The organism is Leucobacter rhizosphaerae (assembly GCF_022919175.1).
In the GTDB taxonomy this organism is placed as follows: Bacteria; Actinomycetota; Actinomycetes; order Actinomycetales; family Microbacteriaceae; genus Leucobacter; species Leucobacter rhizosphaerae.
This window is the reverse complement of record NZ_CP095043.1, coordinates 1,689,337-1,716,248: the sequence shown is the minus strand read 5'-3', so window position 1 is coordinate 1,716,248 and position 26,912 is coordinate 1,689,337. Positions and strand designations below refer to the sequence as shown.

The window sequence follows — 26,912 nt, the reverse complement described above, 5'->3', positions numbered from 1 at the left end:
GTTCAAGATTACAGCTGGTCGCGCGTGATCCCTATGCCAGGATCTGGATATGACTCAGACTCCCGCGGGCTGGTACCCGAACCCTGACGCTAATAGGCCTGGCACAGTCCGATGGTGGGACGGAAACACCTGGACCGAGCACGAGCACACAGACTTCTCGACCATCGAAGCTTCGAAGCTCTCGAAGCGAGAAGCCCGCGACATGATCGCCCATGCCCAGCAGAGCATCCACGGTCTTGAGAGCATCGTAAACAAGCACGGCCTACGCAAGTACGAAGACTTCACGTTGTGGCGTCAGGAACGAATCGACGCGCTCAACAAGTTCCAAGCAGACATCGACCAAGACGTTGCCCGGCTGACGCAGGAACGCGATGGTGTGCAGGCGGAGCTCGATGCCCTTCGTGAAGAGGTGGTCACGCTAACGGCCACCCGGGACTTCCAGGACGTGGGACTGTTCGATTACGAGCACCCCGCCGACGCGTCTACGAAGTTGGCCACCGAGCTTGAGGCCGTTCGCATGAAAATCAAGAGCGCAATTCGGAACGACTACGCAGCCTCGATGGCAGATGGGTTCCTCTTCAACAACTCTGCAGCGCAGGGCAAGCGTCTCAGTAATGCGCTCAAGAAGCTGCTCCTGCGTGCTTACAACGCTGAAGCCGAGAACGCGATCAAAACCACCAAGGCCGGAAACCTCGCAACTGCGCAGGCTCGACTTAGCAAGGCAGCTGAACAGATCGCCCGGAACGGCAAGATGATCGATCTTCAGATCACGGATCACTTCCACCATCTGCGACTCAAAGAGATTGAGCTCGCCAACCGGCACCTGAAAGCGCTTCAGCAAGAGAAGGAGCTAGAACGGGAGCACCGCGCGGAGCTTCGGGAACAGCGGAAAGCGGAACTCGAGCTCAAGAAGGAGCAAGAGCGGCTCGAGAAGGAGAAGACTCATTATCAGTCGACGCTCGACGCGCTTAGGGCTAAAGGCGACGATGAGGGTGTTGAACGGATGCTCGCCAAGCTCGCTGATGTTGAAAGAGCAATCGAGGACGTGGATTACCGCGCTGCCAACATTCGTGCCGGGTACGTGTACGTGATTTCAAATGTGGGATCGTTCGGGCCCGATGTCGTAAAGATCGGAATGACACGGCGACTCGAGCCCATGGATCGAGTCCGGGAGCTTGGCGACGCGTCGGTCCCGTTCCGCTTTGACGTGCACGCACTGTTTTTCGCGGATGATGCCGTGTCGATCGAGAACATGCTGCATAAGGAGTTCTCGCAGGATCGCATCAATCAGGTGAACCTCCGTAGGGAGTACTTCAAGACCACTCCTGAACAGGTGCTTGAAGCGCTGAAGCAGCACAATGTCGAGGTGCTCGAGTTCACCATCGATCCCGCGGCCGAGGAATTCAGGGAAAGTCAGAGCATCAGAGCAGTGCTGACCAGCGAGCCCGCGGCCGTCTAGAAACACGAAAAGTGCCCCTCCGCAGCCGTAGCTGAAGAGGGGCACCTGTGTGTTAATGGCCGGCCTGGCGATCTGTCGGGGCTACTGTTCTCGTCTGCGCCAAAGACCGTCTCTGAATGAGGTCCGAACGTATCGAGGGTCATACCAAGACCAGACGATTACCCCCACGAGTAGCCCGAAGCTCACATATATCGGGAGCGAACCCGACAATCCGAGCGGAATCATTGCGATCCCCATCACCATGAACACTGCGAGCCCTGTGAAGTACACCCCCAGGGACATGCGTGGTTTGCGTGACTCGTTTCCCATGATCCCTTCTCGCGGCTATGGCAGATGAACTTCCATCGTCACAGAGATCGAGGAGATTCGCAGCCTCAGACCCTTGAACAACGACCAGAGAAACACAAAGAGTGCCCCTCCACAGCCGAAGCCATGAAGGGGCACCTTGTTTGTTAGTGGCCGGCCTTGCGTCCGGCCTGGGCCTGTTGCTGGAGTGACGCGTCGATCTTCTGATCAGCCTTCTCTCAACGCACGAGAAACGGCGTCCTCGAGATCCCGCAACTGGTCACGTGGGGCAGCCGCAGCGAGCGTCACACCGCCCATATTCACGGTCTTGCCGTTGCCGCCTGACTCCCGAACCAGAACAATCTGAGGCTGCGGAGCAGACCTGAAGTCGCTTGCGCGCATTCCAGCGAACTGAGACTGCACCGCGCTCACGCCCCCGCTGTTGCCGGCAGCGTTCAGACGATGGACGAACCCGGCACCCAGAGCGCGAACCACCTCGGGAACAAGAACACCCTCACCCCTCCGCATCGGAGTCAGGACCGTGTCGCGCTTCACCGAACGTGTACGTGCCGCAAGGGCTGCTGGATTTGGTTCAGGAGCATGTAGATCAGTGGGGCGTGAGGGGTCCGTCTAAGTGGCTGTTCGCGGTATCGCCAGACGGTCCCGGAAGGGCCTATCTGGATCCGCAGTGGCGGCGGCTGCGAGATCAACTCGAGCTCAAAGATCTCCGGCTTCACGATCTCCGCCACTTCTACGCGAGCGGCCTTATCGACTCAGGGTGTGACGTCGTGACCGTTCAGCGGGCCATGGGACACTCCAAGGCGCAGATCACTCTTGATGTTTATGGGCATCTCTGGAAGACCGCGGAGGATCGGACTCGGAAGGCGGCGCAGGGTCTGTTTGCCGAGGCGAACATTCGATCTGCGTAATTCTTGCGGACTGTGTGCGGACAGATGTTCCTACATCCTTTTCTTCCATTAGTGGATGACACAACAAGAAGTAGTCGACGCGCGCCCTCCGGGCGTCGTCGATGAGGCACTGAACGATTCGTTCGGTGCCTTTCTTGCGTGCGCAGACGGGCGCGTGCGCGCCCGGGTGGGTGCGCTCCCTGCTGCTCCGCCCTGCGCGCTCGTGGGAGTTCGCCCGGCTAGGCTGGGGATCATGCCCACCGTGCACCTCACCCTGCTCTCGAAGCCGGGATGCCACCTCTGCGATGACGCGCGCGAGGTCGTCTCGAGCGTGCGCGAGACGCTGGCGCTGCGCGGCATCGACACCGAGCTCCGCGAGCTCAACATCCTCGAGGATCCCGCGCTGGCGCGCCGGCACTCCGAGGAGATCCCGGTCGTGCAGATCAACGGCAGGCGGCACGCCATCTGGCGCGTCGACGCCGGCAAACTCGAGCGCGCGATCGAGCGCGCTGCCACGAGACCGACATTCGGAGTGAGGAAGCGCCCATGACCGTTCGACACATCGTCACCTGGAAGCTCAGCGGAGAGGCCGTCGCCGACCGCGACGCCCAGGCGTCCGAGATCATCGCGGCGCTGCAGCCGCTCGTCGGCCGGATCCCGGGTCTCCGCTCCCTCGAGGTGCGCCGCAACACCCTGAACCACGACGACAACTGGGATCTGACCCTCGTCAGCGAGCACGACGACGCGGCCGCGCTCGCGGGGTACGCGGTCCACCCCGAGCACGTCGCGGCCGGCGCCGTGGTGAAGCAGCACGCGGTGTCGCGCGCCTGCGTCGACTTCGAGATCGAGTAGCGAGCCCGAGCTCCGTTCGGTGAGCGAGCCCCTGTTACGCGGCGGCTGTGGCGCCGACGGGATCCGCGGCAGCGGCCGTCACCGGCTCCGGCTGGTACCGCAGATAGCCGCGCTGGATCTCGATCTGATCGGCGAGGTACTGGGCGTCGTGCCAGACGCCCCAGATGAACGAGGATCCGCGCCGCGACTGCCAGGGCAGCCCGAGGAAGTAGATCCCCGGCTCCGGTGAGACCCCGCGCTGCTGCACCGGTCGGCCCTGCGCATCGAGTGCGTCGACCTGGAGCCAGCCGTAGTCGACGGTGAACCCGGTCGCCCACACGATCGAGGTGATGCCCGCGGCCGCGAGGTCCAGCTCGAGGGTCGGCGACGTGACACTCGCCGGGTCCGGTCCGAGGCGGTGCGCCTCCGGTTCGGCCGGGAAGTCGAGGCCGTTGCGCTCGATGTAGGCGTCGGCCGCGCGCAGGAGCGAAAGGTAGTTCTCGTCGCCGAGGCGGATGTTGCGGGCGAGGTCGTCGCCGAAGTGGAGCACTCCGTCGCTGTACGAGTTCGCGCGCCCGACCAGACGGATCCCACTCGCGTCGAGGTCGCGGAAGTCGATGGTCCGCCCGCCGTTCGCTCCGCTCACGGCGATCGTGACGTGCTCGGCGCCCTCCGGCGGCGCGGACGCCTCCCAGAGGCCCAGCACGCCGAGCCACCAGACGAAGTTGCGGCCTCGATACCGCTGCGGCGGGCGGTCGTGCGGGCCCACGGCGAGGGTGACGTCGCGCCCGGAGCGACGGAGCTCGTCGGCGATCTGCACGCCCGAGGAACCGGCCCCGACCACGAGCACGCCGCCCGCGGGCAACTGCCCGGGATTGCGGTAGGCGCTCGAGTGGATCTGGTGGAGCCCGGCGTCGGCCGGCACCACCGGCGGGATCGCGGGCACCTGGAAGGCCCCCGTCGCCGCTACGACGTATCGCGCCCGAATTGGGCCGGCGCTGGTGTCGACGTCGAAGCCCGGCGCCCCCTCCGCCTTCCGCACCCGCTCGACCGCGACCCCGCAGCGCACGGGGGCGTCGAACCGCTCCGCGTAGCGCTGGAAGTACTCCGCCACGCGGTCCTTCGGGGCGAAAGCGTCCTGATCGAGGCCGTCGAACTCCATGCCGGGGAAGCGGTCGTGCCACACCGGCCCATTCGCGACGAGCGAGTCCCAGCGCTCCGAGCGCCAGCGCTCGGCGATCCGGTCCCGTTCCAGCACGATGTGCGGGATCCCGCGACCGGTGAGATGCTCGCTCATCGCGACCCCGGCCTGACCCGCACCGACGACGAGGACCTCGGTGACCTCTGCCTCTTGGCTCGACATACTTCCACTCCGCTCGAATCGATCTGCGATCTGATCCGACCTCGAGACGCACGCTGCGATCGGGGCCGGTTCGGGGCGCAGACGTTCCGTCCGCCCCGACTGGTCCCCAGCAAAGCGCACCGCAGGTGCATCTGGCCAATAGAGGTAAGTGGCTTTTTGAATCTATTTTGTAGATGATGCGCGGGTACCGCGCGGCTCCCGGACGAGGTCCCGTACTACCTCGGCCACCGCCCGCGCCCTGGCGGAGGGGTGGATCTGGGTGAGCGAGGAGACGGCGATCTCGAGGCTCGGCACGTCGTCGGAGATCTCGACGATCGCGGTGCTCGCCCCGGTATAGGTTTCGGAGATCCGCGGCCGCTGGTTGAGGATCGAGAATCCGAGGCCCGTCGCGACCATCGAGCGCACGGTTTCATAGCTCGAGCTCCGGTACTTGAGCCGGGGGGTCACTCCCGCGCCCACGAGCATGCTGAGGAAGTAGTCGCTGCTGCTCGGCATGTCGAGCAGCACGAAGGGGTCGTCGGCGAGCTCGGCGAGCGCCAGCTTCTGACGGCGTGCGAGCGGGTGGTCGGTGTGCAGGATCACGTGAGGCCTGGCCTCTCGGACGATCTCGCGGGAGATGCCGTCCACCTCGGTGAGGTTGTAGCTCACCGCCAGGTCGGCTCGACCCCCGCGCAGCGCCGCCAGATTCTCGTCGTAGTCGCCCTCCAGCACCTCGACGGTGAGCGCGGGGTGCGCGCGTCGGAGACGACCGAGCAGTTCGGGGATCAGGAACGGCGCGAGGGTGCTGAAGCACGCCACGGTGATGGTTCCGCTGACCTCGTGCTGGTCGGCGCGCATCCCCTCGATGGTGGAGGTGAGCGAGCCGAAGAGCCGCTGCGTGTCCCCGAGCAGCCGTTCGCCGGACGGAGTGAGGACGAGTCCCTTGGAGTGCTGACGGATGAAGAGCGCCGCGCCGAGCGACCGCTCCAGCTGGGTGATGGCCGTGGAGACGGCCGACTGGGCGACGTGCAGCTCCTGGCTAGCGGCGGTCATGTTGAGCGTCTTGGCGCACTCGCTGAAGTAGACGAGCTGGGTGAGGGTGATGGGGAAGCGCTGCACCACGTCGGGACTCCTCGCGTCGGCCGATCCCGGTTCGATCCGGAATCTGTTTTGCAGATTGTACCGCTAACTTTTGCCTATTTTACAGATGCTGCAGGCCCTCTCAACAATGGAGGCATGGGTGGCAGCGGCTGTCACCGCTCGACGAGGAGGACACCGTGGCGGAAACGACGCACGTGCGGCTGAGGAAGTTCAACACCCGGGAGACGTATCCCGAGCAGAACCTGGACAACGACCTCTGCCAGGCGGTCGTCGCGGGTGGTGTCGTGTATCTCCGCGGCCAGATCGGGCAGGATCTCGAGACTCGGGAGTCCGTCGGCATCGGCGACGTCGTGGCGCAGACGGAGCAGGCGATGTCGAACATCCGCATGCTGCTCGAGGAGGCCGGCAGTCGTCTCGAGGACATCGTCAAGGTGACGATCTACATCATCGATCCGCGGTACCGCGAGGACGTCTACCGGGTCGTGGGGCGCTGGCTGCGCGGGGTGTACCCCGTCTCGACGGGCATCGTGGTGCAGGCGCTCGCCCGGCCCGAGTGGCTCGTGGAGATCGATGCGACGGCCGTGCTGAGCGAGGCGGCGGGCGCATGACCTTCTCGCTGCTGCTCCGGGATCCCGGCACCGGGGAGTTCGGCTCCGCAATCGCGTCGTCGTCTCCGGCCGTCGCTGCGCGCTGCGTGAACCTCGCGGACGGCGCGGGTGGCGCGCACTCCCAGAACGTCACGGATCCCCGGCTCGGGGTGCAGCTCCTCGATGCGCTGCGACGCGGGGCGTCGGCGGACGAGGCGCTGCGTGGCGTCGTGGGATCCGCGGACGCCGCGGACCTGGCGTACCGGCAGCTTCTGGTGCTCGACGGCTCAGGGGCCTCGGCGGTGCACTCCGGCGACCACGCGCTCGGCATCTTCGGCGCCACCGCGCGACCGAACGCGGTGGCCGGCGGCAACATGCTCGTGAGCCTCGAGGTGCTCGACGCGCTCGTGGACACGGCGCTCACGGCCGAGGGCGGGATCGAGCAGCGCCTCATCGCGGCCCTGCGCGCGGCCGTCGCGGCGGGTGGCGAGGCCGGCCCCGTGCACTCCGCCGGGATCGCCGTGGTCGGCAGCGCCGGCTGGCGGGTCACGGACCTGCGGGTCGACTGGGCGGAGTCCGAGCCGATCGAGGAGCTGGCCGCCCTCCTCGACGTGTGGCTGCCGCAGCGCGCGGACTACGTGGGTCGGGGGCTGCACCCCGCCGGGGCGCCATCGTACGGGGTGCCGGGCGATGAGTGACCCCGTCAAGCTCGCGGTCGGCGACGCGGTGTCGGCCGCCGCGCCCGAGCTCATCGCCCTCTCGAATCGCCTCCACGGCGATCCCGAGACCGGCTGGAACGAGCACCGCTCGTCGGCCGCCGTCGCCGCGGCGCTCGCCGACCACGGGTTCGCGCTGGAGCAGCCGTACCTGGGGCTCAAGACCGCGTTCCGCGCCACGCTCGGCCCACCCGACCGGTTCACCGTGGGGCTGCTCGCGGAGTACGACGCGCTGCCCGGGCTCGGCCACGCGTGCGGCCACAACCTCATCTCGGCGATGTCCGTGGGGGCCGCGATCGGGCTCGCGCGGGTGGCCGGTGACCTCGGGATCGCGGTCGAGGTGATCGGCACGCCCGCCGAGGAGGGCGGCGGCGGGAAGATCGAGCTCCTGAACCGCGGGGCGTTTCAGAACCTCGACCTCGCCCTCATGGCGCACCCCGCTCCCGTCGACGTGGCGGAGGCCCGCCCGTTCGCGGTCGCGCACTGGCACGTGCAGTACGAGGGCCGCGCCGCGCACGCCGCCGCCTACCCGGAGCGCGGGGTGAACGCGAACGACGCGTTCGTCATCGCCCAGGTGGCGCTCGGGCTCCTGCGGCAGCAGCTCCCGGCGGGCGTGCGCGTGCACGGCGTGCAGACGCGCGGCGGTGAAGCGCCCAACGCGATCCCGGAGCGCACTGAAGGCCGCTGGTACGTGCGCGCCGAGACCACGGAGCAGCTGCTCGCACTCGAGGAGCGGGTGCGCCGGTGCTTCGAGGCCGGTGCGCTCGCGACCGGGGCCACGCTCACCATCGAGCCCGAGAGCGAGCGCTACGCCGAGATGCGCACCGACGAGGACGCGCTGGAGTGGTACCGGCAGAACGCGCGCGCCCTCGGCCGAAACTTCGACGTCGACCCCGCCGCCGCGACCATGAATCGTGCGTCGACCGACATGGGCAACGTGTCGCAGCTCGTGCCCGCGATCCACCCGTACATCGGGGTCGGTGGCGACGCGAGCAACCATCAGCCGGCGTTCGCCGACGCCTGCGTCGGACCGGTCGCGGAACAGGCGCTGCGCGATGGCGCGACCGCGCTCGCGTGGACGGCGATCGATGCCGCCCGGGCGCGGGGCCGCACGATCCCGGATCCGCAGACGACCCCTCACCCCTATCCGACTTCAGAGCAGAGGATCACCACATGACTCGCAGTCACGCAGACTGGATCGCGGCCGCAGGCGCGCTGGCATTCGACGGCAGGCCCGTCATCGGCGGCGAGCGCGTGGCCGCCCGCTCGGGCGAGACCATCGCGAAGGTGAACCCGGCGACGGGAGCCGTCATCTCGCACATCCACAGCTGCGACGAGGGCGACGTGGATCGCGCCGTCGCAGCGGCGCGGGCGGCCTACGAGTCGGGCGCCTGGTCGCGGGCGGGCGCCGGGTTCCGCCGCGAGCGGCTGATCGAGCTCGCGCGGCTCATCGAGGCCCGCTCCGATGAGTTCGCCCTCTACGACTCGCTCGACATGGGCAAGCCGGTGCGGGAGTCCTCGACGATCGACGCCCCGGGATCCGCCGCCCTATATCGCTTCTACGGCGAGGCGATCGAGAAGCAGGAGGATCTGATCCCGGTGACCCCGCCCGGGTCGACGGCGCTCGTGACCCGCGAGCCGCTCGGGGTGGTCGGGGTGATCGTCGCGTGGAACTATCCGCTCGAGATCGCGACCTGGAAGCTCGCCCCGGCGCTCGCCGCCGGCAACGCCGTGGTCGTGAAGCCGCCGGTCGAGGCGTCGCACTCGACGCTGCTGCTCGCGGAGCTGGCGGTCGAGGCCGGGATCCCGGCCGGGATCGTGAACGTCGTGACCGGCCGCGGATCCGTCGTGGGCAAGGCGCTCGCGTCGCACCCCGACGTCGACATGCTGGCCTTCACGGGTTCGACGGAGGTGGCGAAGCAGCTCCAGCAGTACGCCGGGCAGTCGAACATGAAGCGGCTCGCGCTCGAGGCCGGGGGCAAGAGCTCGAACCTCATCTTCGCCGACTGCGACGACCTCGCGGTGGCGGCGGAGAAGGCCGCGTTCGGCAGCTTCTACAACCAGGGCGAGGTGTGCTCGGCGAACTCCCGCATCTTCGTCGAGCGATCGGTCTACGACGAGTTCGTGCGACTGTACCGGGAGGCCGCGCGGGCCTACGCGCCCGGCGACCCGCTCGACCCGGGATCCGGGATCGGGGCGCTCGTCTCGGAGGCGCACGCCGACACCGTGTGGGCGACGATCGAGAACGCGCGGCGCGACGGCACGATCGTCGCGGGCGGCACCCGCCCGAGCATCAACGGATCGCGGGCGTTCATCGAGCCGACGATCGTGACGGACGTGCCGATCGACCACGAGGTGCACACCCGCGAGATCTTCGGGCCCGTGGCCGTCGTCACACCCTTCGATACCGAGGAAGAGGCGATCGGGTACGCGAACGGCACCCCGTACGGGCTCGCCGCGTCGCTCTGGACGGGCAGCCTGGCCCGGGCGCACCGCGTGTCCGAGCGCCTCGTCGCGGGCACGGTGTCGGTGAACACCGTCGACGCGCTCGGCTTCACGACGCCGTTCGGGGGCTTCAAGCAGTCGGGCTTCGGCCGCGACCTGTCCGTGCACGCGCTGGAGAACTACAGCGACTACAAGACCACGTGGATGCAGTGGGGGTAGGGCGCGCGGGCCTGTGACCATCTGATCAACAGATAACCACCACACATTCTCACTATTTTACTGATCAATTCGTCGATGTGACGATGGTGACGACGGCAGGATCTCCCGCCGGGTCAGCGTCGACTGAGAGGACACGACACCATGACACTGCACCAGGACACGCTCGTTCCGGAGGCCCTCGCCACAGCGGCGCCCAGCGGGCTCGCCGAGATCGCGAAGCGGCACCTCGTGATGAACTTCACCCCGGCGAGCAAGTACCGCGAGGACGAGCTGCCGGTGTTCGTCCGCGGAGAGCACTGCTCGGTCTTCGATGAGAACGGGCGCCGCTTCTTCGACGGACTGGCGGGACTCTTCTGCGTGCAGCTCGGCTACACCCACGGCGCCGAGGTCGGCGATGCGGTGCGGGATCAGCTCGCGCAGTTGCCATTCCAGACCACGTGGAGCGTGACCCACCCGCCCGCCGCGCTGCTCGCGCAGAAGATCGCGCAGCTCGCCCCGGGAGACCTCAACCGCGTGTTCTTCGCGTCCGGTGGCGGAGAGTCGAACGAGGCGGCGATCAAACTCGCCCGGCAGTTCCACATCACGCGCGGCGAGGGCACCCGATCGAAGTTCATCGCGCGCCGAGTGGCCTACCACGGCACCAGCTTCGGCGCGATGTCGTTGAACGGCATGACGGACGTGCGGAAGATGTTCGAGCCGCTCATGCACGGCGTGCGCCACACGCACAACACCAAGCGCTACCGCCGCCCCGAGGGGGAGACCCCGGAGGAGACCACCGCGTTCCTCCTCGCCGAGCTCGAGTCGCTCATCGTGCAGGAGGGCGCCGACACGATCGCCGCGATCATCATGGAGCCGCTGCAGAACGCGGGTGGCAGCCTGACGCCGCCGACCCCCGAGTACTTCGCCGGGGTCCGTGCGCTCTGCGACACCCACGGGATCCTGCTCATCGCCGATGAGGTCATCACGGGCTACGGCCGACTCGGTTCCTGGTTCGGGTCGACGCACTACGGCTTTCAGCCCGACATGATCACCTTCGCGAAGGGGATCGCCTCGGCCTACATGCCCCTCGGCGGTGTCATCGCGAGCGACCGCATCATCGAGACCGTGCTCGACGGGCCCGTCGGCATGTTCAACCACGCGCTCACTTACGGGGGCCACCCGGTCGCCTGTGCGGCGGCGCTGAAGAACCTCGAGATCATGGAGCGGGAAGGCGTCGTCGAGAACGTCGCCGCCCTGAGCCCCTATCTCGGAGCGAAGCTCTCGGAGGTGGCCGAGTGCCACACCGGGATCATCGGCGACTTCCGCGGCGACGGGTTCCACCGCAGCTTCGAGCTCGTGACGAACCAGCGCACCCGCCGGTGGGAGGCGGACGGCCTGAGCGCGGGTGACTTCGTCGGTGCGCACCTCAACCCCGCCCTCGCCGAGGCGGGGTTGCTGTGCCGCGTCGCGATCGATGCCGAGGGCAATCCGCTCGTGCAGGTGTCGCCGCCGCTCGTGATGACGACGGACGACATCGATGAACTCGCCGACCTCCTCGACCGCGCGTTCTCCGCGGCGACCGCGAGCGCCGGCCTGTAGTTCGCCCCCGGGTGGCGGCTCGGAACCGCGCCGCCACCCCGCAGGACCGCCTCGAGCACCGTGCTCGGGGCGTGCACGGCAATGGAGCCTGAAGGAGCACACGACCATGACCCAAGAGCCGCCCGTCGTCACGAAGACCTTCGTGCGATTCGAACAGCAGCACATCCTCCCGATTCCCGAGACCGAGCGCACCGGCACGAACTGGTCGCTCTTCGCGATCTGGTTCGGACTGAACCTCATGCCCCTGACCGTCGTCACCGGCGCCGTCGCCAGCGGGTCCTACGGCCTGCCGATCGGCTGGAGCATCGTGGCGATCCTCGCGGGCAACGTGATCGGCGCCTTCGGCTCCGCGCTCCACGCCTCGCAGGGTCCGCACCTCGGGATCCCGCAGATGCTGCAGGCCCGCGCCCAGTTCGGGTACCTCGGTGCGAGCCTGTTCGCACTTATCGCGTTCGTCATGTTCATGGGCTTCTTCGCCAGCATCCTGCTGGTCGCGAAGGACTCCCTGCTGGCGGTCTTCCCGGATCTCAACGCGTCGCTGGCGATCATCGTGTTTGCAGCGGTCGGCACGATCCTGTGCGTGTTCGGGTACGACATGCTGCGCAAGATGATGGTGCACATCTCGATCCTGATCGCGATCGCCGTGCTCCTGAGCATGGTCATGCTGTGGACCCGGCCCGAGGTCACCTCGCAGCGCGCCGAAGCCGCCTTCACGTTCGAGGGGTTCTTCGCCATGCTCGCCATCGGGATCGTGTGGCAGCTCGCCTACGCCCCGTACGTCTCGGACTACTCCCGGTACCTGCCGAAGGACACCGGTCCGAAGGCGGCGTTCTGGACGACTTACCTGGGGCTGGTCGTCAGCTCGGTCTTCGTCATGACCCTCGGCGTGCTGCTGGGTGCCGCGAACCCGGAGAACCCGCTCGCCGCGCTCGGCGAGCACCTGGGCACCGTCGGCCTGCTGGTGCTGATCGTCTTCGCGGTGACGTCCGCGCTCATCAACGGCGTGGAGCTCTACTCCGCGGTGATGAATGCGCTGACCGCGATGCAGTCGGGAGTGCGCGGCATGGTGATCACGAGCCGCACCCGGGTGTGGACGACCATCGTCTGCGGTGCGGCGGCCACGCTGATCGCGCTGCTCGGCCAGGGCGATTTCATGACCATGTTCGAGAGCTTCTTGACGCTGCTCCTGTACGTGCTGATCCCGTGGTCGGCGATCAATCTCGCGGACTACTTCATCGTGCGGAAGGGCGACTACGACATCGAGGCGCTGTTCGCGCCGAACGGGAAGTACGGGCGCTGGAATGCGGTCGGGCTCGGCAGCTACGCGATCGGACTCGCGGCCCAGGTGCCGTTCATGGTGACCCCGCTGTTCACCGGCCCGCTCGCCGCGCCCCTGCAGTACATCGACATCGCGTGGCTCGTCGGATTCGTCGTGACCGCGATCGCGTACCTGCTCCTGCTGCGCACGCGCCGCGCCGAACCCGCCGTGGATCGTGCGTCGTCGGAGCGCAGTCGGACCGCCGCGCACTGATCCCGGTCGCGATCCCGTGTCCGATCCCACGGCGGATCCGGGATCGGCCTCGACCGCTGACCCGGCGCCGGGGAGCGAGCACCGCGCCCGAGGCGCGCGCACCCGCTAGATGCGCGCGATCTCCTGGCGCGGCCGCACCGCGACGTCCGTGATCTGCACATCGGCCGGCGCATCCACCACGAACCGCACCGCGTCGGCGACCGACTCGGGGCGGATGTACCGCTCCGGCTGGTAGGCCTCGGCCGGGATCGACGACCGCAGCATGGCGGTGTCGGTCTGCCCGGGGGCGACCGTCACCACGCGCACACGATGCGGCTCCTCGTCGATGCGCAGCACGTCCGCGAGGCCGCGCAGGGCGTGCTTGCTCGCCGAGTACACCGCGCTTCCGGGCGCCGGGCGCGTGCCCGCCCCGGAGCCGATGAACACGACGGTTCCCTCTGCCGCGCGCAGCAGGGGGAGCACCAGCCGGGTGAGTGTCGCGGGCGCCGTGACGTTGACGGCGAAGTGGCGGTCCCAGTCCTCGCGAGTTGCGGCGTCGACCCGCAGCGGATCGGCGATCGCGGCGGCGTGGATCACGACGTCGAGCCGCGGCAGGTCGGAGACCCGCGCGGCGAGTGCCGCCTCGTCGGTGACGTCGAGCGCCCAGCTCTCGCTGCCGGTCTCGCGGGCCAGGGTGTCGAGCGCCTCGGTGGTGCGGCCGACGGCGATGACCCGGTGCGTCTCGGCGAGGTCGCGCACGATCGCGCCGCCCATCCCGCCGCTCGCTCCGGTGACGATAGCGATGGGGCGGGGTTCAGGCACGGTGGGCTCCTTGCGGTTCAGAGTGGGGCTGCGCCGCGTGCGCGGCGGCTTGGGTCAGGGCACTGAGCGCGACCCGGTCGGTCTCGCGCAGCATCGGCGGATCGGTTCCCGGCATCGGGCTGATCACCGTGTCGTGCAGGGTGTCGTCGACCGGGATCCCGGCGAGGTGCACCGAGTCGTCGAGGGATCCGTCGGCCCGCACCGCGCGGCCGGTTGCCGCGTCCACGTCGAAGCCGGCCGTGGCGACACGGCGACCATCGCGCGCGTCGATGTGGAACGCGCGGCCGCGGCCGGCCGCCAGCAGCGACTGCGCGAGCGGATCCGCGGTCACGGCCACATCGTGGAAGTGCATCCACGCGTCGATGAGCACGTGGGTCGTGACCCGCGAGCCGTCGACGGTCGGCGACTCCGCGGTGAAGCCCTCCGAGGTGATCGACACCCGGGCGGCCGGCCCGATGAAGTGCACGAGACCGGCCTCGACGAGCGCGAGCAGCTGCCGGTTGCGGAACGCGGGCGGGCCGGATCCGACCATCCCCCCGACGGCGAGCAGCATCGCGAACCCGGAGGCGCGCGACTCGGCGTCGAAGCCGCCGAAGGTGCCGACGCGATTCGCCACGGCGCGCGCCGTGCTGACGGACCACAGCCCCGCCTTCAGCGCGCTCTCGCGTCCCTGCTCCGCCTCGCTGAGATCCTCGGCGACCCAGTCGCGCACCCACGCGTCGTAGCGCTCGGGGGAGTCGAATCGTTCGGCGGCGGGATGCATGTCGCGGAGCAGGTCGAATCGGTCCGCCGGATCCGGAATCGACGGCGCGATCAGCGCATTCAGCGCGACCGCCATGGTGTCGAGCGGGGCCGTACCCGAGGGCACCGACACCGGAGTCGCACCGGCCGCATCCGCCGCCACCGCCCCCTCGATGCCGCTGATCACGGTCTCGAACGGGGCCGAGAAGGCCTCGGGCCGCACCCGGTGCAGGGTCGTGTAGTAGCTCAGGTAGGCGTCGGCGACGATGCGCGGCCAGAACGCCCGATCGAAGTCGATGGGTCGCGGCGCCCGATCCCAGTCCACGCCGAGGAGCATGCGCTGCTCCGTGCGCGGGGGCAGCGACCCGTACAGCGTCTTCGAGCGGAACGGCACACCCCGGCGCGAGGTGACGTGCAGGATCGGCTCCCGCCCCGACGCCTCGTATCGGAGGCCCCCGACCGCTTCGGGATCCTCGACGAACCGCCCGCCGCGCCCGATGGTGAGGAGCGCCATCGTGTCGAAGAACCCCATGCCGAGGCCGCGGACGATGGCGTGGGCGCCGTCCGGAACCGGGGTGAGATCCTGCTCGACGGGGCTTCCGGGTGCGACCCACACGAGCGCGGGATCGGCGGCGACCTGCGCCGCGAACGACTGCTCGGCCGCACTCAGCCCGCGCGGCAGCCACCCCGCGGCGATGACCACGGCGTCGGCCGTGACCGTCGTGCCGTCGGCGAGGTCGACCCGGTCGACGGCCGCCGCATCGGCTCCAGCACCGGCAACGGCGCCGTCATCAGCACCGGCACCGGCGCGTTCGATCCCGATCGCGCGGCTCCGGTGGCGGATGACCCGGGTGCCGGCGGGCAGCGCGGCGACAGCCCGGTCGTAGCACCAGGCGAGGTACTCGCCGTAGAGCGCCCGCGAGGGGTGCGCCTCGGGTCGGGTGACGAGCAGTTCATCCCGGTAGTCCGCCGCGAGCCCGTTGCGCGCCGGAAAGGTCTCGAACAGGGCGCGATGCGCATCCGGGATCGCCGCGAGGTCGGCCCGCAGCCGGTCGTCGAGCGGCAGCGGCGGCTGCGCACCCCGAGCACCAGCAGCGACCACTCGTAGAGGGTCGGCCCCTCGACCACCGGCCCGCGCACGGTGCTCGAGGGCTCCGTGAAGAGGGTGACGGCGTCGGCCAGCGTGTTCATGCAGAGCTCGCGGGTCTGGTCGGTGCGCCAGATGCGCCCGGCGCCCGATTCCGCCTCGTCGATGACGTGCAGATCGAACGCGGTGCCGTGGAACGGCGATGCGGGATCCGCGAGGTGCGCGCCGAGCCGCTCGACGAGCGAGGCGCCGCGGGGGCCCGCGCCGATCAGGGCGATCGAGGGGCGAGGAGCGGAGGAGGCCATCACTCCGTTATACGCCGGGTCGACGGTCCGCCCGGGTGGAGATGACCGATTGTGACGCGGCTGCCGCGCGGATGCGTTCATGAACCTCTGTTACAACCTGACTTTGTTTTCCGTTATGTCTTGCATAACAATAGTGAAGTTGCCTGAAGAACGGCCGACGTGGTTCGAGGACCACCCGATGCACCCCGACGAGGAGTCACCCCATGAACAAGCGCAGAGTCGCTGTGATCGCAGGACTGGCCGCTGCCGCCATCGCTCTGACCGGCTGCGCCTCGGGCGCGGGCGACAACGGGGGTGGCGAGGCCGGGGGCGGCACGCTCACCTACCTCGAGCCGCAGACCTGGATCACCCTGTACCCGCCGGCCGGCGGTTTCTACCCGAACGGCGGCGTGGTCAACCAGATCACCGATCGCCTGCTGTACCAGAACCCCGAGACTCTCGAGCTCGAGCCGTGGATCGCGGAGGAGCTGCCCGAGGTGAACGCCGACGCCACGGAGTACACCTTCACGCTGCGCGAGGGTGTGACCTACTCCGACGGCACGCCGCTCGACGCGGAGAACGTGGTCAAGAACATTGACCTCTTCGCGAAGGGCGACCCGGATCGGGCGCTCTCCGTCTCCGAGGCGATCAACAACTACGACCGCGGCGAGGTCGTCGACGAGCGCACCGTGAAGTTCTATTTCTCCGCGCCGTCCCCGGGCTTCGCCCAGGCCGTGTCGACCATCAACTCCGGTCTGCTGTCGAGCGACACCCTCGACCGCACCGGCGAGGAGTTCGGCCCCGGCAACGCCACCGAGATCATCGGCAGCGGTCCGTTCGTGATCGCGGACGAGAAGATCGGCAGCGAGCTCGACCTCACGACCCGCGAGGACTACGACTGGGCTCCGCCGTCCCGCGATCACCAGGGCGCTGCGCAGATCGACGGCGTGAACTTCATCGTCGCGGGTGAGGCGAGCGTGCGCGTCGGCACCGTCGTCTCCGGTCAGGCCGACATCGCGCGCACGATCCCCGCACCCGACGAGGGCCAGTTCGTGGGCGACACCCTGTCGCTCGTCGCCGCCCCCACGAACGGTGTGAACAACGGGCTGAACCTCCGCTTCGGTCACCCGCTGCTCGAAGACATCAAGGTGCGCCAGGCGATCATCGCGGGCATCGACCGCCAGACGATCGTCGACACCCTCTTCACCGACAGCTACCCGCTGGCGACCGGTGTGCTCGCCAAGAGCGCGCGCGGCTACGTCGACACCTCCGAGTTCTACGAGTTCGATCAGGATCGCGCGAAGCAGCTGCTCGACGAGGCCGGCTGGGTCGAGGGATCCGACGGCATCCGCGAGAAGGACGGCCAGAAGCTGACCCTCACCTTCAACGAGGCGCTGCCGCAGCCCCGCTCCAAGGAGGTCGTGACGCTCATCCAGGAGCAGCTGGCCGAGATCGGGATCGGCGTCGAGATCTTCGCCGGCGACCAGGTCGCGCAGGACGAGGCTCAGAAGGACATCGACACCATCCAGGTCTACCACTCCATGGTCGGCCGCGCCGACTTCGACGTGCTGAAGTCGCAGCTCTACTCCGCGAACCGCAACGCGGCGCTGAACCTCAACAACACGACCGGCGAGGTCACCGATCCCGAGCTCGACACGCTGCTCGCGCAGATCGCGTCCGTGCCCACCGTGGACGAGCGCCAGGCGGCCTCGGCCGCGGCCCAGCAGCGCATCGCCGAGCAGGCCTACGTGCTGCCGCTCTTCGAGGAGCCGCAGGTGTTCGGCCTCCAGTCGCGGGTGCAGGGCTTCTCGACCGAGTCGATCGGACGGCCGTCGTTCTACGAAGTGACGCTCGAGAAGTGAGCGGAGCTCGATGAGCCTTCGGGTGCTGCTGCGACGCGTGGGCCAGGCCTTCCTGGTCCTCGCGCTCGCGTATACGGGCGCGTACGTGCTGCTCTCGGCGCTGCCGGGTGACGCCGTCATGGCGCGCTACGGCAGCCCCGACCTCGGGCTCAGCACCGAGCAGATCGCGGAGATCCGGGAGTCGTACGGCATCGACCGACCGGTGATCCTGCGCTACTTCGAGTCGATCGGCGCGTTCCTGCGCGGCGACTTCGGCTACTCCGTGCAGAGCGGGGCGAAGGTCTCCGACCTGATCGCCGAGGCGCTGCCGTCGACGCTCGCGCTCGCCGGCATCGCCCTCGTCGGCGCCGTGTTCCTCGCCGTGGTCATCGCGTTCACCGCGAGCTACGGCAAGGGCACCTGGCTCCGCCGCTTGTTCCGGAACCTCCCGCCGCTCTTCATCTCGCTGCCGGTGTTCTGGATCGGCATCATCTTGATCCAGGTGTTCTCGTTCCGGCTCGGGCTGATCCCCGTCATCGGCGCGAGCCCGGCCCAGGCCATCATCCTGCCCGCGATCACCCTCATGATCCCGATCGCCGCCCCGCTCGCGCAGGTGTTCCTCCGCAGCATCGACGAGGTCCGCGAGCAGCCGTTCGTGAGCGTCGTCCGCGCCCGCGGCGCCAGCACCTCGTGGCTGCTGTGGCGTAACGTCGCCCCCAACGCGCTGCTCCCCGCGCTCACCATGGCCGGGCTGCTCTTCGGCGAGCTCGTCGGCGGTGCGATCGTCACGGAGGCCGTCTTCGGGCGCGTCGGCATCGGCAACCTCACCGCCCAGGCCGTCGCGAACCGCGACACCCCGGTGCTGCTCGCGGTCGTCGTGATCGCGACCGTCGTGTTCGTCACGATCAACCTCGCCGTCGATCTGCTGTACCCGGTGCTCGACGCCCGGCTGCGGCGCCGCGGATCGGGCGGTCGTGCCGCCCGCCGCGATCCCGCGTTCGTCGACGCCCCGATGGAGACCGCGGCGATCGACGGCTCGGCGCTCGACGCCGTCGCACCGGGATCCGGACCCGGATCCGCCCCCGAGACCGACCGGCCCGGAGGCACCCGATGACCGCGCACACCCCCGCCGACGCGACCGGCCAGACCGACCGCGCGCAGACCGACAGCGCCCGCATCGACCCGACGCGCCCCCGCATCGCATGGCGCGCGCTGCTGCGCCCCGGCGTGCTCGTGCCGACGCTGATCCTGCTCATCGCGCTCGCCTGGGCGATCGCCCCGGGGCTCTTCACCTCGGTGAGCCCGACCGCGCAGGTCGGCACCGCGCTGCAGGGCCCGAGCGCCGAGCACTGGTTCGGCACCGACGCGACGGGCCGCGACATGTACGCGCGTGTCGTCTACGGCGCCTCGCAGTCGATCACCGCGGCGATCCTCGCGGTGCTCGTGGGCCTTGTCTTCGGGTCGATCATCGGCGTGACGGCTGGGGCTACGGGCGGCCGCTTCGACGAGGCGCTGATGCGGCTGGTCGACGTGCTGCTCGCGATCCCGACCCTGCTGCTGTCGCTCAGCATCGTGATCCTCCTCGGCTTCGGTACCGCGAACGCGGCGATCGCCGTGGGGGTCACGTCCGTCGCCGTGTTCGCGCGGCTATCTCGCTCACAGGTCGTGAGCGTGCGCGCGAGCGAGTTCGTCGAGGCCGCCTACGGCTCGGGCGGCACGTTCTTCAGCGTGCTGTGGCGGCACGTGCTGCCGAACTCGCTGACGCCGGTGATCGCCCTCGCCGCGCTGCAGCTCGGCTCCGCGATCCTCCAGATCTCGACCCTCGGGTTCCTCGGCTACGGCGCCCCGCCGCCCACGCCGGAGTGGGGCCTCCTCATCGCCGAGGGACGCAACTACGTGGCCACCGCCTGGTGGCTGACGACCCTCCCCGGCGTGGTCGTGGCCGTCGTGGTGATCGCGACGAACCGCCTCAGCCAGTCCATCAACGGAGGAGCCCGATGAGCGCGCCCCTGCTCAGCATCCGCGACCTCGCGGTGCAGTACCGCACGCCGCGCGGGCTCGTCGACGCCGTGCGCAGCGTGAGCTTCGACGTCGAGCCCGGGCAGGTCACAGCCATCGTCGGCGAGTCGGGATCGGGCAAGACCACAGTCGCGCAGTCCGTCATCGGCCTGCTGGCGTCGAACGGCCAGATCGCGGGCGGCAGCGTTGTGCTCAACGAGCGTCGCGTCGGTCCGACTGAGCTCGTGGGGCTGTCCGAGCGGCGCTGGCGCGGTCTCCGCGGGCGCTGCATCGGTCTCATCCCGCAGGATCCCGGCAACTCCCTGAACCCCGTCGGCACAATCGGCGGGAGCATCGGCGAGTCGCTCCGGATCCACGGCATGCGCGATCGCACCCAGCGCCGCGCGCGGGTGCTCGAGTTGCTCGAGCAGGTCGGAATCGACCAGCCCGAGGCCCGGGCGAAGCAGTACCCGCACGAGTTCTCCGGCGGCATGCGGCAGCGGGTGCTCATCGCGGCGGCGATCGCGAACAATCCCGAGCTCATCATCGCGGACGAGCCGACGAGCGCCCTCGACGTCACCGTGCAGCGCACCGTGCTCGATCTGCTCGACCGTCTGCGCCAGGAGACCGGCACCGGCGTGCTCTTCATCACCCACGATCTGGCGGTGGCTGCCGAGCGGGCCGAGAACGTCGTCGTGATGCGCGGTGGCGAGGTCCAGGAATCCGGGCCCAGCGAGCGGGTGCTGAGCCGCCCGGAGTCGGAGTACACGCGGCAGCTGATGCGCGACGCCCCCGCGTTCGGCGACGGACCGAAGCGTGAGCGGATCGCGGTCGGCTCTGGGACCGGCATCGGCACCGCCACCGGCACCGAGGACTTCGCCGAGTTCTCCGAGCCCGTGGCAGACGCTGCCGTGGATGCGGCCGGTGGGGCCGCGCCCGCAGGGGGCGCGCTCGCCGCGGAACCGGCGACCACCGCACCCCTCGTGACGGTCGCCCACCTCCGCCAGGAGTTCCGCACCGGGCGCTCGTCGGAGCCCTTCGTCGCGGTCGATGACGTGTCGTTCGTTGTGCCCCGCGGCAGCACCCACGCGCTCGTGGGCGAGTCGGGATCCGGCAAGACGACCACCGGTCGCGCCATCGCCGGGTTCGCGACGCCGACCTCCGGCAGCATCCGCGTCGACGGCACCGAGGTCACCGAGCTCCGGGGTGCCGCACTGCGGGAATTCCGCAAGACGACCCAGCTCGTCTACCAGAACCCGTACGGCTCGCTCGATCCGCGGCAGACCATCGCCCAGGCGCTCGCCGAGCCGCTGCGGAACTTCGGGATCGGATCCCGCGGCGACCGGGCGGATCGTGTCCATCGCGCCCTCGAGCTCGTGGCGCTCCCCGCGGAGTTCGCGCACCGTCGCCCCCGCGAACTGTCGGGCGGGCAGCGGCAGCGCGTCGCCATCGCGCGCGCTCTGATCGTCGAACCGGAGCTCGTGGTGCTCGACGAGGCGGTGTCGGCACTCGACGTGACGGTGCAGGCCCAGATCCTGCGGCTGCTCGTGAGTCTGCAGCAGGAGCTCGGGCTCAGCTACGTGTTCATCTCGCACGACCTCGCCGTCGTGCGGCAGATCGCCGACACGGTCTCGGTGCTGCAGCGCGGTCGCCAGGTCGAGCACGGTCCGACCGAGCAGGTCTTCAGCGACGCGCAGCACCCGTACACCCGCCAGCTCATCGAGGCGATCCCCGGCCGCACACCCGACTGGGTGATCTGAGCCGCACGCGGCCGCGATTCCGTTCCCCCTCCCCACCAGACAGGACTCTCATGACCACCACCCCTGCGTCCTCACCCGACATCATCGACACGCTCACCGGGATCACCCGCGGCGACGTGCTCGACGCGGCTCGCGCTCGGCGCCCCGAGGCGCGCACGCACGCGCAGGGGAGCTTTGCCGCCCTGTTCCAGCCGGTGAGCGACGCGGAGGTGTCGCTGCCGGAGCGCGCGGCCGTGGCGCTCTTCGTGGCCCGGCTGCACGGCCAAACCGCGGCGGTCGCCTTCTACGGCGCGCTGCTGCGCGAGACCGGTGGTGGCGCGGGCCTCGAGCCCCTCATCGTCGCCGAGGCGGAGCGTGCGGCGGGATCCGGTCCCTACGGCGCCTTCCGCGCCGAGAACGTCGGGGAGAGCGTGCCCGGCCCCGAGTACTCGGTCGACTCGGTCGAGGCCGCCTACGCGCTGGGCGATCGGCTCGCCGCGGCGCTCGAGCACGCGCACATGCTCGTCCTGCACCCGCGCGACGCCGACCGCGACCGGCTGCAGCACCTCCTCGATGCCGGGTGGAGCACCACCGGAATCGTGACGCTGTCCCAGCTCGTCGCATTCCTCGCGTTCCAGCTCCGGGTGATCCACGGGCTCACGGCACTGCGGGCCGCCGAGGGGGCCGAGGTGCCGGAGGCCGACAGCGACGGCATCGCCGCGCTCGCGGCGACGGTTGCTCGGGATGCGGAGTCGCGCCTCGCGGCCGAGTCCGGAGCCGGGGCCGCACCCGCCTCCTTGGCGACGGAGCAGCTGCCCCCGGCGCCCCGCGTGACGGAGCCGCCGCGCTTCACCCAGGAGTCCCTCGGCTGGAAGCCGTGGCTCGAGCCGCTCCCCGTCTCCGAGTTCACCGAGCGGCACTACACCGCGCTCGTCGAGCGCGAGCGGGTGCACATGCCCTACTTCCGCGTGCTCGCGCGGGATCCCGAGGCGCTGCTCGAGCGCACGCTCACCGACCTCGACATCTTCTTCAACACCGACGCCGGGCTGCCCCGTTCCGATCGTGAGATCGCCGCCGCCGCTGCGTCGCGCTACAACGGCTGCGTGTTCTGCGCGTCCGTGCACACGCGGTTCGCCACCGAGCAGGGCGCCGACCGTGCCGAGGTGCAGCGCCTCCTCGACGAGGGCGTGACCGCGCGCATCAGCCCGCGCTGGAACGCGATCTTCGACGCGACGGTGGCGCTCACGTCGACCCCCGCGGTCTTCGACGCGGAGCATGTTGCTGCGCTGCGCGGGATCGGCCTCGATGAGCTGGAGCTCCTCGACGTGATCCAGGCCGGATCGTTCTTCAACTGGGCGAACCGCCTCATGCTCTCGCTGGGCGAGCCGACGGTCTAGTCGACTCCGGCTCTGGCTCCGGCTCCGGCTCCGGCTCCGGTTTCTCGAGTAGTAGTCTCCACGCCGGTTTCAGTGCGCGCGTGCGCACGTCACGCCGTGACGTGTATCGCAGAGATCTGCATTCCCGCTGATTCATGCGGTCCATGCCGTCAGCAGGAATGCAGATCTCTGCATGATTGCATGATTGCGTGGTCGTCACCGAAGCTCGGAACGGAGCGCCCGCTCGCGGTACCGACTGGGGGTGACGCCGAGCTGCGCGGTGAAGTCGCGGGTGAAGTGGGCGTGATCCGCATACCCGAGATCCGCCGCAAGTGCGGCCAGGGTGAGGGCGGGATCCTCTCGGAGTCGTTCCGCCCCCTCCTGGAGCCGACGGCGCCGGATCATCGCGTGCAACGAGAGCCCGAACGAGCGATCGGCGATCCGCTGCAGCGTCCGAATCGAGACGTGGAGCAGGTCCGGGAGCTGATCGACCCGAGTCAGCGCGGGATCGGCCAGCAGCTCCGCGAGGCGGTTCGCGAGCGCGGCCTCAGATCCGGGATCCGGCACCGCCACGAGCTCGCGCAGCCAGTCCGCGAGTGCACCGACCGCGATCGCGCGACGAGTGGCTCCGGGCCGACGGAGATCCCCCATCGCGCTCCGGATCACGCCGTGTAGCGTCGGTTCGGCGAGGGGCCGAGCGGCGTCGCGCAGCGACGCCGGATCCGGAACCACCGCCCCGACCGCCGCGGGCAGCAGCAGCGCGCCGACCGCCCAGCCGCGCCCGACCAGCACCCGCTCGGAGCTCCGGGTCGTGGGGCCGACCGCGGAGATACCGTCGGGCTCGACCACCACGTTGCACGCGGGGAAGGGCAGCACCTCCTGCCGCGACTCGGCACCCTCCGGCAGGTCCCACTCGGGGATCCAGAACCAGCGCACCGCGTGCGCGAGCGCGGGCGGGGGCGGCACCCGATGGAACTCGGGGAGCCGCTCGGGGTACAGGATGCCCCGCCGTTCCTGCTCCATGGGTCTCCGCTCGGGTCGATCCGCGCGGAGACTCGCGACGTGTTGGCGCAAATCTGCAAGCGGACGGCTGGATCAGATCCTACGCTGGTGCCATGAACGCACACGAGTCACGCGCCGCGACCGGCGCGCACACCACCGACGGCCTGCCGCACGGCTCCACCAGCCTCACCCCGTTCCTCGCGATCGCCGGTGCGAAGGAGGCGATCGCGTTCTACCGCGACGTCTTCGGTGCCCGAGTGGTCGACGTGACGGAGATGGCGGTGCCGACTGCGGAATCGAATGCACCGCATTCGTCGTCGGTGCCGCCGAGCCCACCGGCTCGGGTGGTCGTGCACGCCGAGCTCGACTTCGGCAGCGGACACCTGCAGCTGGGCGAGCCGATGCCCGACTACCACCTCGTGCCCGCACCCGCCGGCGACGACGACTGCTACTCGATGGGGCTCTACCGGCCCGACGTCGACGCGGTGGTCGAGCGCGCCGTCGCGGCCGGGGCGACCGTGCGCGAGGCGCCCGCAGATTTTGTGTCGGGGGATCGCTTCGCGAGCATCCGGGACCCGTTCGGGGTGCGTTGGTCGGTGATGACCCGCGTCGAGGATCTCTCCGAGGAGGAGAGCGCCGCCCGCGTGGCGGAATGGGCACGATCTTTTGACGGGTGACGCGCAGCGTCACCTGAAGATCGTGCCGGCCTCACCAGGCCGGTCTTTTGACGGGTGACGCGCAGCGTCACCTGAAGGTCGTGCCGGCCTCACCAGGCCGGTCTGTTGACGGGTGACGCGCAGCTCTCACTCCTCGGCGAGCGAGTGCAGGTGCAGCCGCTCTCCCACGGAGTTGAAGATGCTGATCACCTCCGCGGGTGTACCGCCCTCGGCGCTCATGAGGTGCGGGATCCGGGTGTCGAACTCCGCCGCCTCGCCCCGGGTCAGGATCATCTCCTGCTCCCCGAGCCGCAGCTTCAGTCGCCCGGAGAGCACGTAGAGCCACTCGTGCCCGTCGTGGGTGCGGCCCTCCGCGCAAGTCGGCGCGTCCGGGTGGTAGGTGATCTTGAACGCGCGCACCTCCGATTCCTCGCGCGTGAGCGGCGCGATCGTCATACCCGCGCGTCGCACCGCGGGGCGTCGCACGCGCGGATCCCGATCCTCGTCGGCGAGCAGGTCGTCGATGCGGATCCCGAGCTGCCGGGTGAGGGGGAGCAGCAACTCGAGGCTCGCCTGGCGCTTCCCCGATTCGAGGCGGGAGAGCGTGCTCACCGACATGCCCGCGCGTCCCGCGAGGTCGTCGAGGGTCCACCCGCGTTCCTGCCGCTCGGCGCGCAGCCGCGGTCCCACCTGCTGCAGGGCATCCATGTCGCACTCCATTCTTGCCATTTGCGCAAATCTGTTTGCAAGTATCGCACAGGTTGCGCATGCTGGGAACATGATGACGCAGAAGTGGGATGCAGTGGTGATCGGCAGCGGACCGGCGGGGCTCAGCGCCGCACAGGCCCTCGGGCGCTCGCAGCGGCGGGTGCTCGTGCTCGATTCGGGCATGCCCCGCAACCGGTTCGCCGCGCACATGCACAACGTGGTCGGCTTCGACGGCGCGGCGCCGAGTGAGATCATCGCCCGGGGTCGCGCCGAGGCGGAGCACTACGGTGTGGAGTTCCGCGAGGGGTACGTGATGCAGGTGACCGAGATCGGGGACGGGCTGCGGATCGGCACGACGGAGGGTGAGCTCGACACTCGTTCGCTCGTGGTCGCGACCGGCATCACCGACGACCTCGCCCCGATCCCGGGTCTCGCCGAGCACTGGGGATCCTCGGTGCTGCACTGCCCCTACTGCCACGGCTGGGAGGTGCGCGGCACGCGGATCGCGGTGATCCCGACGTCGCCCATGGCTCTGCACCAGGTCAAACTGGTGCGGCAGCTGAGCGATCGTGTCGTCGCGTTCACTCACGCGCTCGGCGAGCTCGACGAGGACACGGCGCACCCGCTCCGCGCGCGCGGCATTCGTCTCGTGCCCGACGCGGTCACCGAGATCCTCGGCACCGGTGGTCAGGTCACCGGTGTGCGGACGGCCGCCGGCGACGAGATCCCCGTCGACGCGATCTTCACCGCCGGTGCGATGGTGCCCCACGACGGCTTCCTCGATGCACTTCGCCTCGACCGTGCCGATGGGCCGATGGGCAGCTTCCTTGCCGTCGACATGACGGGGCGCACGAGTCACCCGCGCATCTGGGCGGCCGGCAACGTGGTGAACCCGGCCGCGAGCGTGCCGATCTCGATGGGTGCCGGCAACATGGCGGGCGCGGCCGCGAACGGCGCGCTCGTGCAGGAGGACTTCGACATCGCCGCGCGGCACGAGCCCCGGCACGACGAGACTCCGGCTCAGTTCTGGGAGCGCCGGTACGGCGACTCGGGTGCGGTGTGGTCGGGGCACGTGAACCGCGCGCTCGCCGACATCGTCGCGGACCTGCCGCCGGGGCGCTCGCTGGATCTCGGCTGCGGCGAGGGCGGCGACGTGCTCTGGCTCGCCGAGCGCGGTTGGCGCGCCACCGGATTCGACCTCTCGGCGACGGCGATCGAGCGGGCCCGGTCCGCCGCCGCGGTGCGAGAGCTGGAGGGCGGCGAGGAGGGAGCCGGCGCGCACTTCGAGGTGCGGGATCTCGCCCAGTGGGCGCGCGAGATCGGCGCCGGCGGAGATCCCGAGCGGGGCGATCGGTTCGATCTGGTGACCGCGAGCTTCTTCCAGTCGCCCGTCGAGCTGCCCCGGGCCGAGATCCTGCGGGCAGCGGCCAGCCGGGTCGCCCCCGGAGGGCACCTCGTGCTCGTCGCCCACGCGGCAGCGCCCTCCTGGGCGCACGAGGGGCACCGGGCGCACGCGGACTTCCCGTCGCCGGAGGGCGAGCTCGCGGATCTCGCGCTGGATCCCGCAGCGTGGAGCACCGTCGTCGCCGAGGTGCGGAGCCGCGCGATCACCGGTCCCGACGGTGAGCCGGCGACCCTCGACGACTCAGTTGTGGTGGTGCAGCGGATCGGGTGATG

General features: G+C 69.6%; 23 protein-coding genes and 1 pseudogene. 17 read left to right on the top strand and 7 right to left on the bottom strand.

Features of this window, described 5'->3' with window-relative positions:
- Positions 1-49: 49 nt before the first annotated feature.
- The 4 genes from MUN76_RS07895 to MUN76_RS07880 all read left to right on the top strand — a co-directional run bounded on the left by MUN76_RS07895 (position 50) and on the right by MUN76_RS07880 (position 3,504).
- Entirely contained in the window at positions 50-1,459 is a 1,410-nt protein-coding gene (locus tag MUN76_RS07895) for an SNIPE associated domain-containing protein (protein WP_244683788.1), read from the top strand.
- 845 nt (positions 1,460-2,304) lie between these two features.
- A complete protein-coding gene (locus tag MUN76_RS07890) occupies positions 2,305-2,673 on the top strand; it encodes a tyrosine-type recombinase/integrase (protein WP_346730368.1) in 369 nt (122 codons plus the stop codon).
- Between the two features lie 232 nt (positions 2,674-2,905).
- Complete coding sequence (locus tag MUN76_RS07885) at positions 2,906-3,202, top strand: glutaredoxin family protein (RefSeq protein WP_244683786.1); 297 nt, start codon at positions 2,906-2,908, stop codon at positions 3,200-3,202.
- A complete protein-coding gene (locus tag MUN76_RS07880; RefSeq protein ID WP_244683785.1) occupies positions 3,199-3,504 on the top strand; it encodes a Dabb family protein in 306 nt (101 codons plus the stop codon). The genes MUN76_RS07885 and MUN76_RS07880 overlap by 4 nt, the downstream gene beginning before the upstream one ends.
- Positions 3,505-3,538: 34 nt before the next feature.
- Here the strand turns inward: MUN76_RS07880 and MUN76_RS07875 are convergent, their stop codons facing one another.
- Both MUN76_RS07875 and MUN76_RS07870 read right to left on the bottom strand, forming a co-directional pair.
- Positions 3,539-4,846 carry a flavin-containing monooxygenase gene (locus MUN76_RS07875; RefSeq protein ID WP_244683783.1) on the bottom strand — a complete coding sequence of 436 codons (1,308 nt, stop codon included), beginning with the start codon at positions 4,844-4,846 and terminating at the stop codon, positions 3,539-3,541.
- 162 nt (positions 4,847-5,008) lie between these two features.
- Positions 5,009-5,947 (bottom strand): LysR substrate-binding domain-containing protein, encoded by a 939-nt coding sequence (locus MUN76_RS07870; protein WP_244683781.1) that lies wholly within the window; start codon positions 5,945-5,947, stop codon positions 5,009-5,011.
- Positions 5,948-6,102: 155 nt separating this feature from the next.
- Here MUN76_RS07870 and MUN76_RS07865 point away from each other — a divergent pair, with 155 nt between their 5' ends.
- The 6 genes from MUN76_RS07865 to MUN76_RS07840 all read left to right on the top strand — a co-directional run bounded on the left by MUN76_RS07865 (position 6,103) and on the right by MUN76_RS07840 (position 13,002).
- Positions 6,103-6,534 (top strand): RidA family protein, encoded by a 432-nt coding sequence (locus MUN76_RS07865; protein ID WP_244683779.1) that lies wholly within the window; start codon positions 6,103-6,105, stop codon positions 6,532-6,534.
- Positions 6,531-7,211, top strand: a complete 681-nt coding sequence (locus MUN76_RS07860; RefSeq protein ID WP_244683777.1) for a DUF1028 domain-containing protein — start codon at positions 6,531-6,533, stop codon at positions 7,209-7,211. Before MUN76_RS07865 ends, MUN76_RS07860 begins: the two co-directional genes overlap by 4 nt.
- On the top strand, positions 7,204-8,406 hold the full coding sequence (locus MUN76_RS07855; RefSeq protein WP_244683776.1) for a M20 family metallopeptidase: 1,203 nt from the start codon (positions 7,204-7,206) through the stop codon (positions 8,404-8,406). Before MUN76_RS07860 ends, MUN76_RS07855 begins: the two co-directional genes overlap by 8 nt.
- Positions 8,403-9,893, top strand: coding sequence for an aldehyde dehydrogenase family protein (locus tag MUN76_RS07850; protein ID WP_244683774.1), 1,491 nt, complete (start codon positions 8,403-8,405; stop codon positions 9,891-9,893). The genes MUN76_RS07855 and MUN76_RS07850 overlap by 4 nt, the downstream gene beginning before the upstream one ends.
- Positions 9,894-10,034: 141 nt before the next feature.
- The gene (locus MUN76_RS07845; protein ID WP_244683772.1) at positions 10,035-11,471 is read left to right on the top strand and encodes an aspartate aminotransferase family protein; all 1,437 of its coding nucleotides are present in this window, start codon (positions 10,035-10,037) and stop codon (positions 11,469-11,471) included.
- A 106-nt stretch (positions 11,472-11,577) separates the two neighbouring features.
- Complete coding sequence (locus tag MUN76_RS07840) at positions 11,578-13,002, top strand: purine-cytosine permease family protein (RefSeq protein WP_244683770.1); 1,425 nt, start codon at positions 11,578-11,580, stop codon at positions 13,000-13,002.
- Between the two features lie 105 nt (positions 13,003-13,107).
- Here MUN76_RS07840 and MUN76_RS07835 read toward each other — a convergent pair whose 3' ends face one another.
- The 3 genes and pseudogenes from MUN76_RS07835 to MUN76_RS15510 form a co-directional block, all read right to left on the bottom strand.
- Positions 13,108-13,803: an SDR family oxidoreductase gene (locus tag MUN76_RS07835; protein ID WP_244683769.1), complete on the bottom strand. Its 696-nt coding sequence runs from the start codon at positions 13,801-13,803 to the stop codon at positions 13,108-13,110.
- Positions 13,796-15,646, bottom strand: a complete 1,851-nt coding sequence (locus MUN76_RS07830) for an FAD/NAD(P)-binding protein (RefSeq protein ID WP_256451782.1) — start codon at positions 15,644-15,646, stop codon at positions 13,796-13,798. The genes MUN76_RS07835 and MUN76_RS07830 overlap by 8 nt, the downstream gene beginning before the upstream one ends.
- A 56-nt stretch (positions 15,647-15,702) precedes the next feature.
- Positions 15,703-15,936 (bottom strand): annotated as a pseudogene (locus MUN76_RS15510) (FAD/NAD(P)-binding protein); the annotation flags it as partial.
- Between the two features lie 203 nt (positions 15,937-16,139).
- Here MUN76_RS15510 and MUN76_RS07825 point away from each other — a divergent pair.
- The 5 genes from MUN76_RS07825 to MUN76_RS15555 are packed head-to-tail and all read left to right on the top strand — an operon-like array spanning position 16,140 to position 22,890.
- Positions 16,140-17,777: a TIGR04028 family ABC transporter substrate-binding protein gene (locus tag MUN76_RS07825; RefSeq protein ID WP_244683767.1), complete on the top strand. Its 1,638-nt coding sequence runs from the start codon at positions 16,140-16,142 to the stop codon at positions 17,775-17,777.
- Positions 17,778-17,787: 10 nt separating this feature from the next.
- On the top strand, positions 17,788-18,870 hold the full coding sequence (locus MUN76_RS07820) for an ABC transporter permease (RefSeq protein ID WP_244683765.1): 1,083 nt from the start codon (positions 17,788-17,790) through the stop codon (positions 18,868-18,870).
- Complete coding sequence (locus MUN76_RS07815) at positions 18,867-19,757, top strand: ABC transporter permease (protein WP_244683763.1); 891 nt, start codon at positions 18,867-18,869, stop codon at positions 19,755-19,757. The genes MUN76_RS07820 and MUN76_RS07815 overlap by 4 nt, the downstream gene beginning before the upstream one ends.
- Positions 19,754-21,514, top strand: a complete 1,761-nt coding sequence (locus MUN76_RS07810; protein ID WP_244683761.1) for a dipeptide ABC transporter ATP-binding protein — start codon at positions 19,754-19,756, stop codon at positions 21,512-21,514. Before MUN76_RS07815 ends, MUN76_RS07810 begins: the two co-directional genes overlap by 4 nt.
- 50 nt (positions 21,515-21,564) lie before the next feature.
- Complete coding sequence (locus tag MUN76_RS15555) at positions 21,565-22,890, top strand: alkylhydroperoxidase domain protein (protein ID WP_346730367.1); 1,326 nt, start codon at positions 21,565-21,567, stop codon at positions 22,888-22,890.
- A gap of 195 nt (positions 22,891-23,085) precedes the next feature.
- Here the strand turns inward: MUN76_RS15555 and MUN76_RS07795 are convergent, their stop codons facing one another.
- Positions 23,086-23,892, bottom strand: coding sequence for a helix-turn-helix domain-containing protein (locus MUN76_RS07795; protein ID WP_244683759.1), 807 nt, complete (start codon positions 23,890-23,892; stop codon positions 23,086-23,088).
- A 92-nt stretch (positions 23,893-23,984) separates the two neighbouring features.
- On the opposite strand from MUN76_RS07795, the gene MUN76_RS07790 reads away from it, so the two are divergent.
- Positions 23,985-24,548 carry a VOC family protein gene (locus tag MUN76_RS07790; RefSeq protein ID WP_244683757.1) on the top strand — a complete coding sequence of 188 codons (564 nt, stop codon included), beginning with the start codon at positions 23,985-23,987 and terminating at the stop codon, positions 24,546-24,548.
- 126 nt (positions 24,549-24,674) lie between these two features.
- Here the strand turns inward: MUN76_RS07790 and MUN76_RS07785 are convergent, their stop codons facing one another.
- Positions 24,675-25,235, bottom strand: a complete 561-nt coding sequence (locus tag MUN76_RS07785; RefSeq protein ID WP_244683755.1) for a helix-turn-helix domain-containing protein — start codon at positions 25,233-25,235, stop codon at positions 24,675-24,677.
- A 70-nt stretch (positions 25,236-25,305) separates the two neighbouring features.
- Between MUN76_RS07785 and MUN76_RS07780 the strand changes: the two genes are divergently transcribed.
- Entirely contained in the window at positions 25,306-26,910 is a 1,605-nt protein-coding gene (locus MUN76_RS07780; protein ID WP_244683753.1) for an FAD-dependent oxidoreductase, read from the top strand.
- The last annotated feature ends 2 nt before the right edge of the window (positions 26,911-26,912 follow it).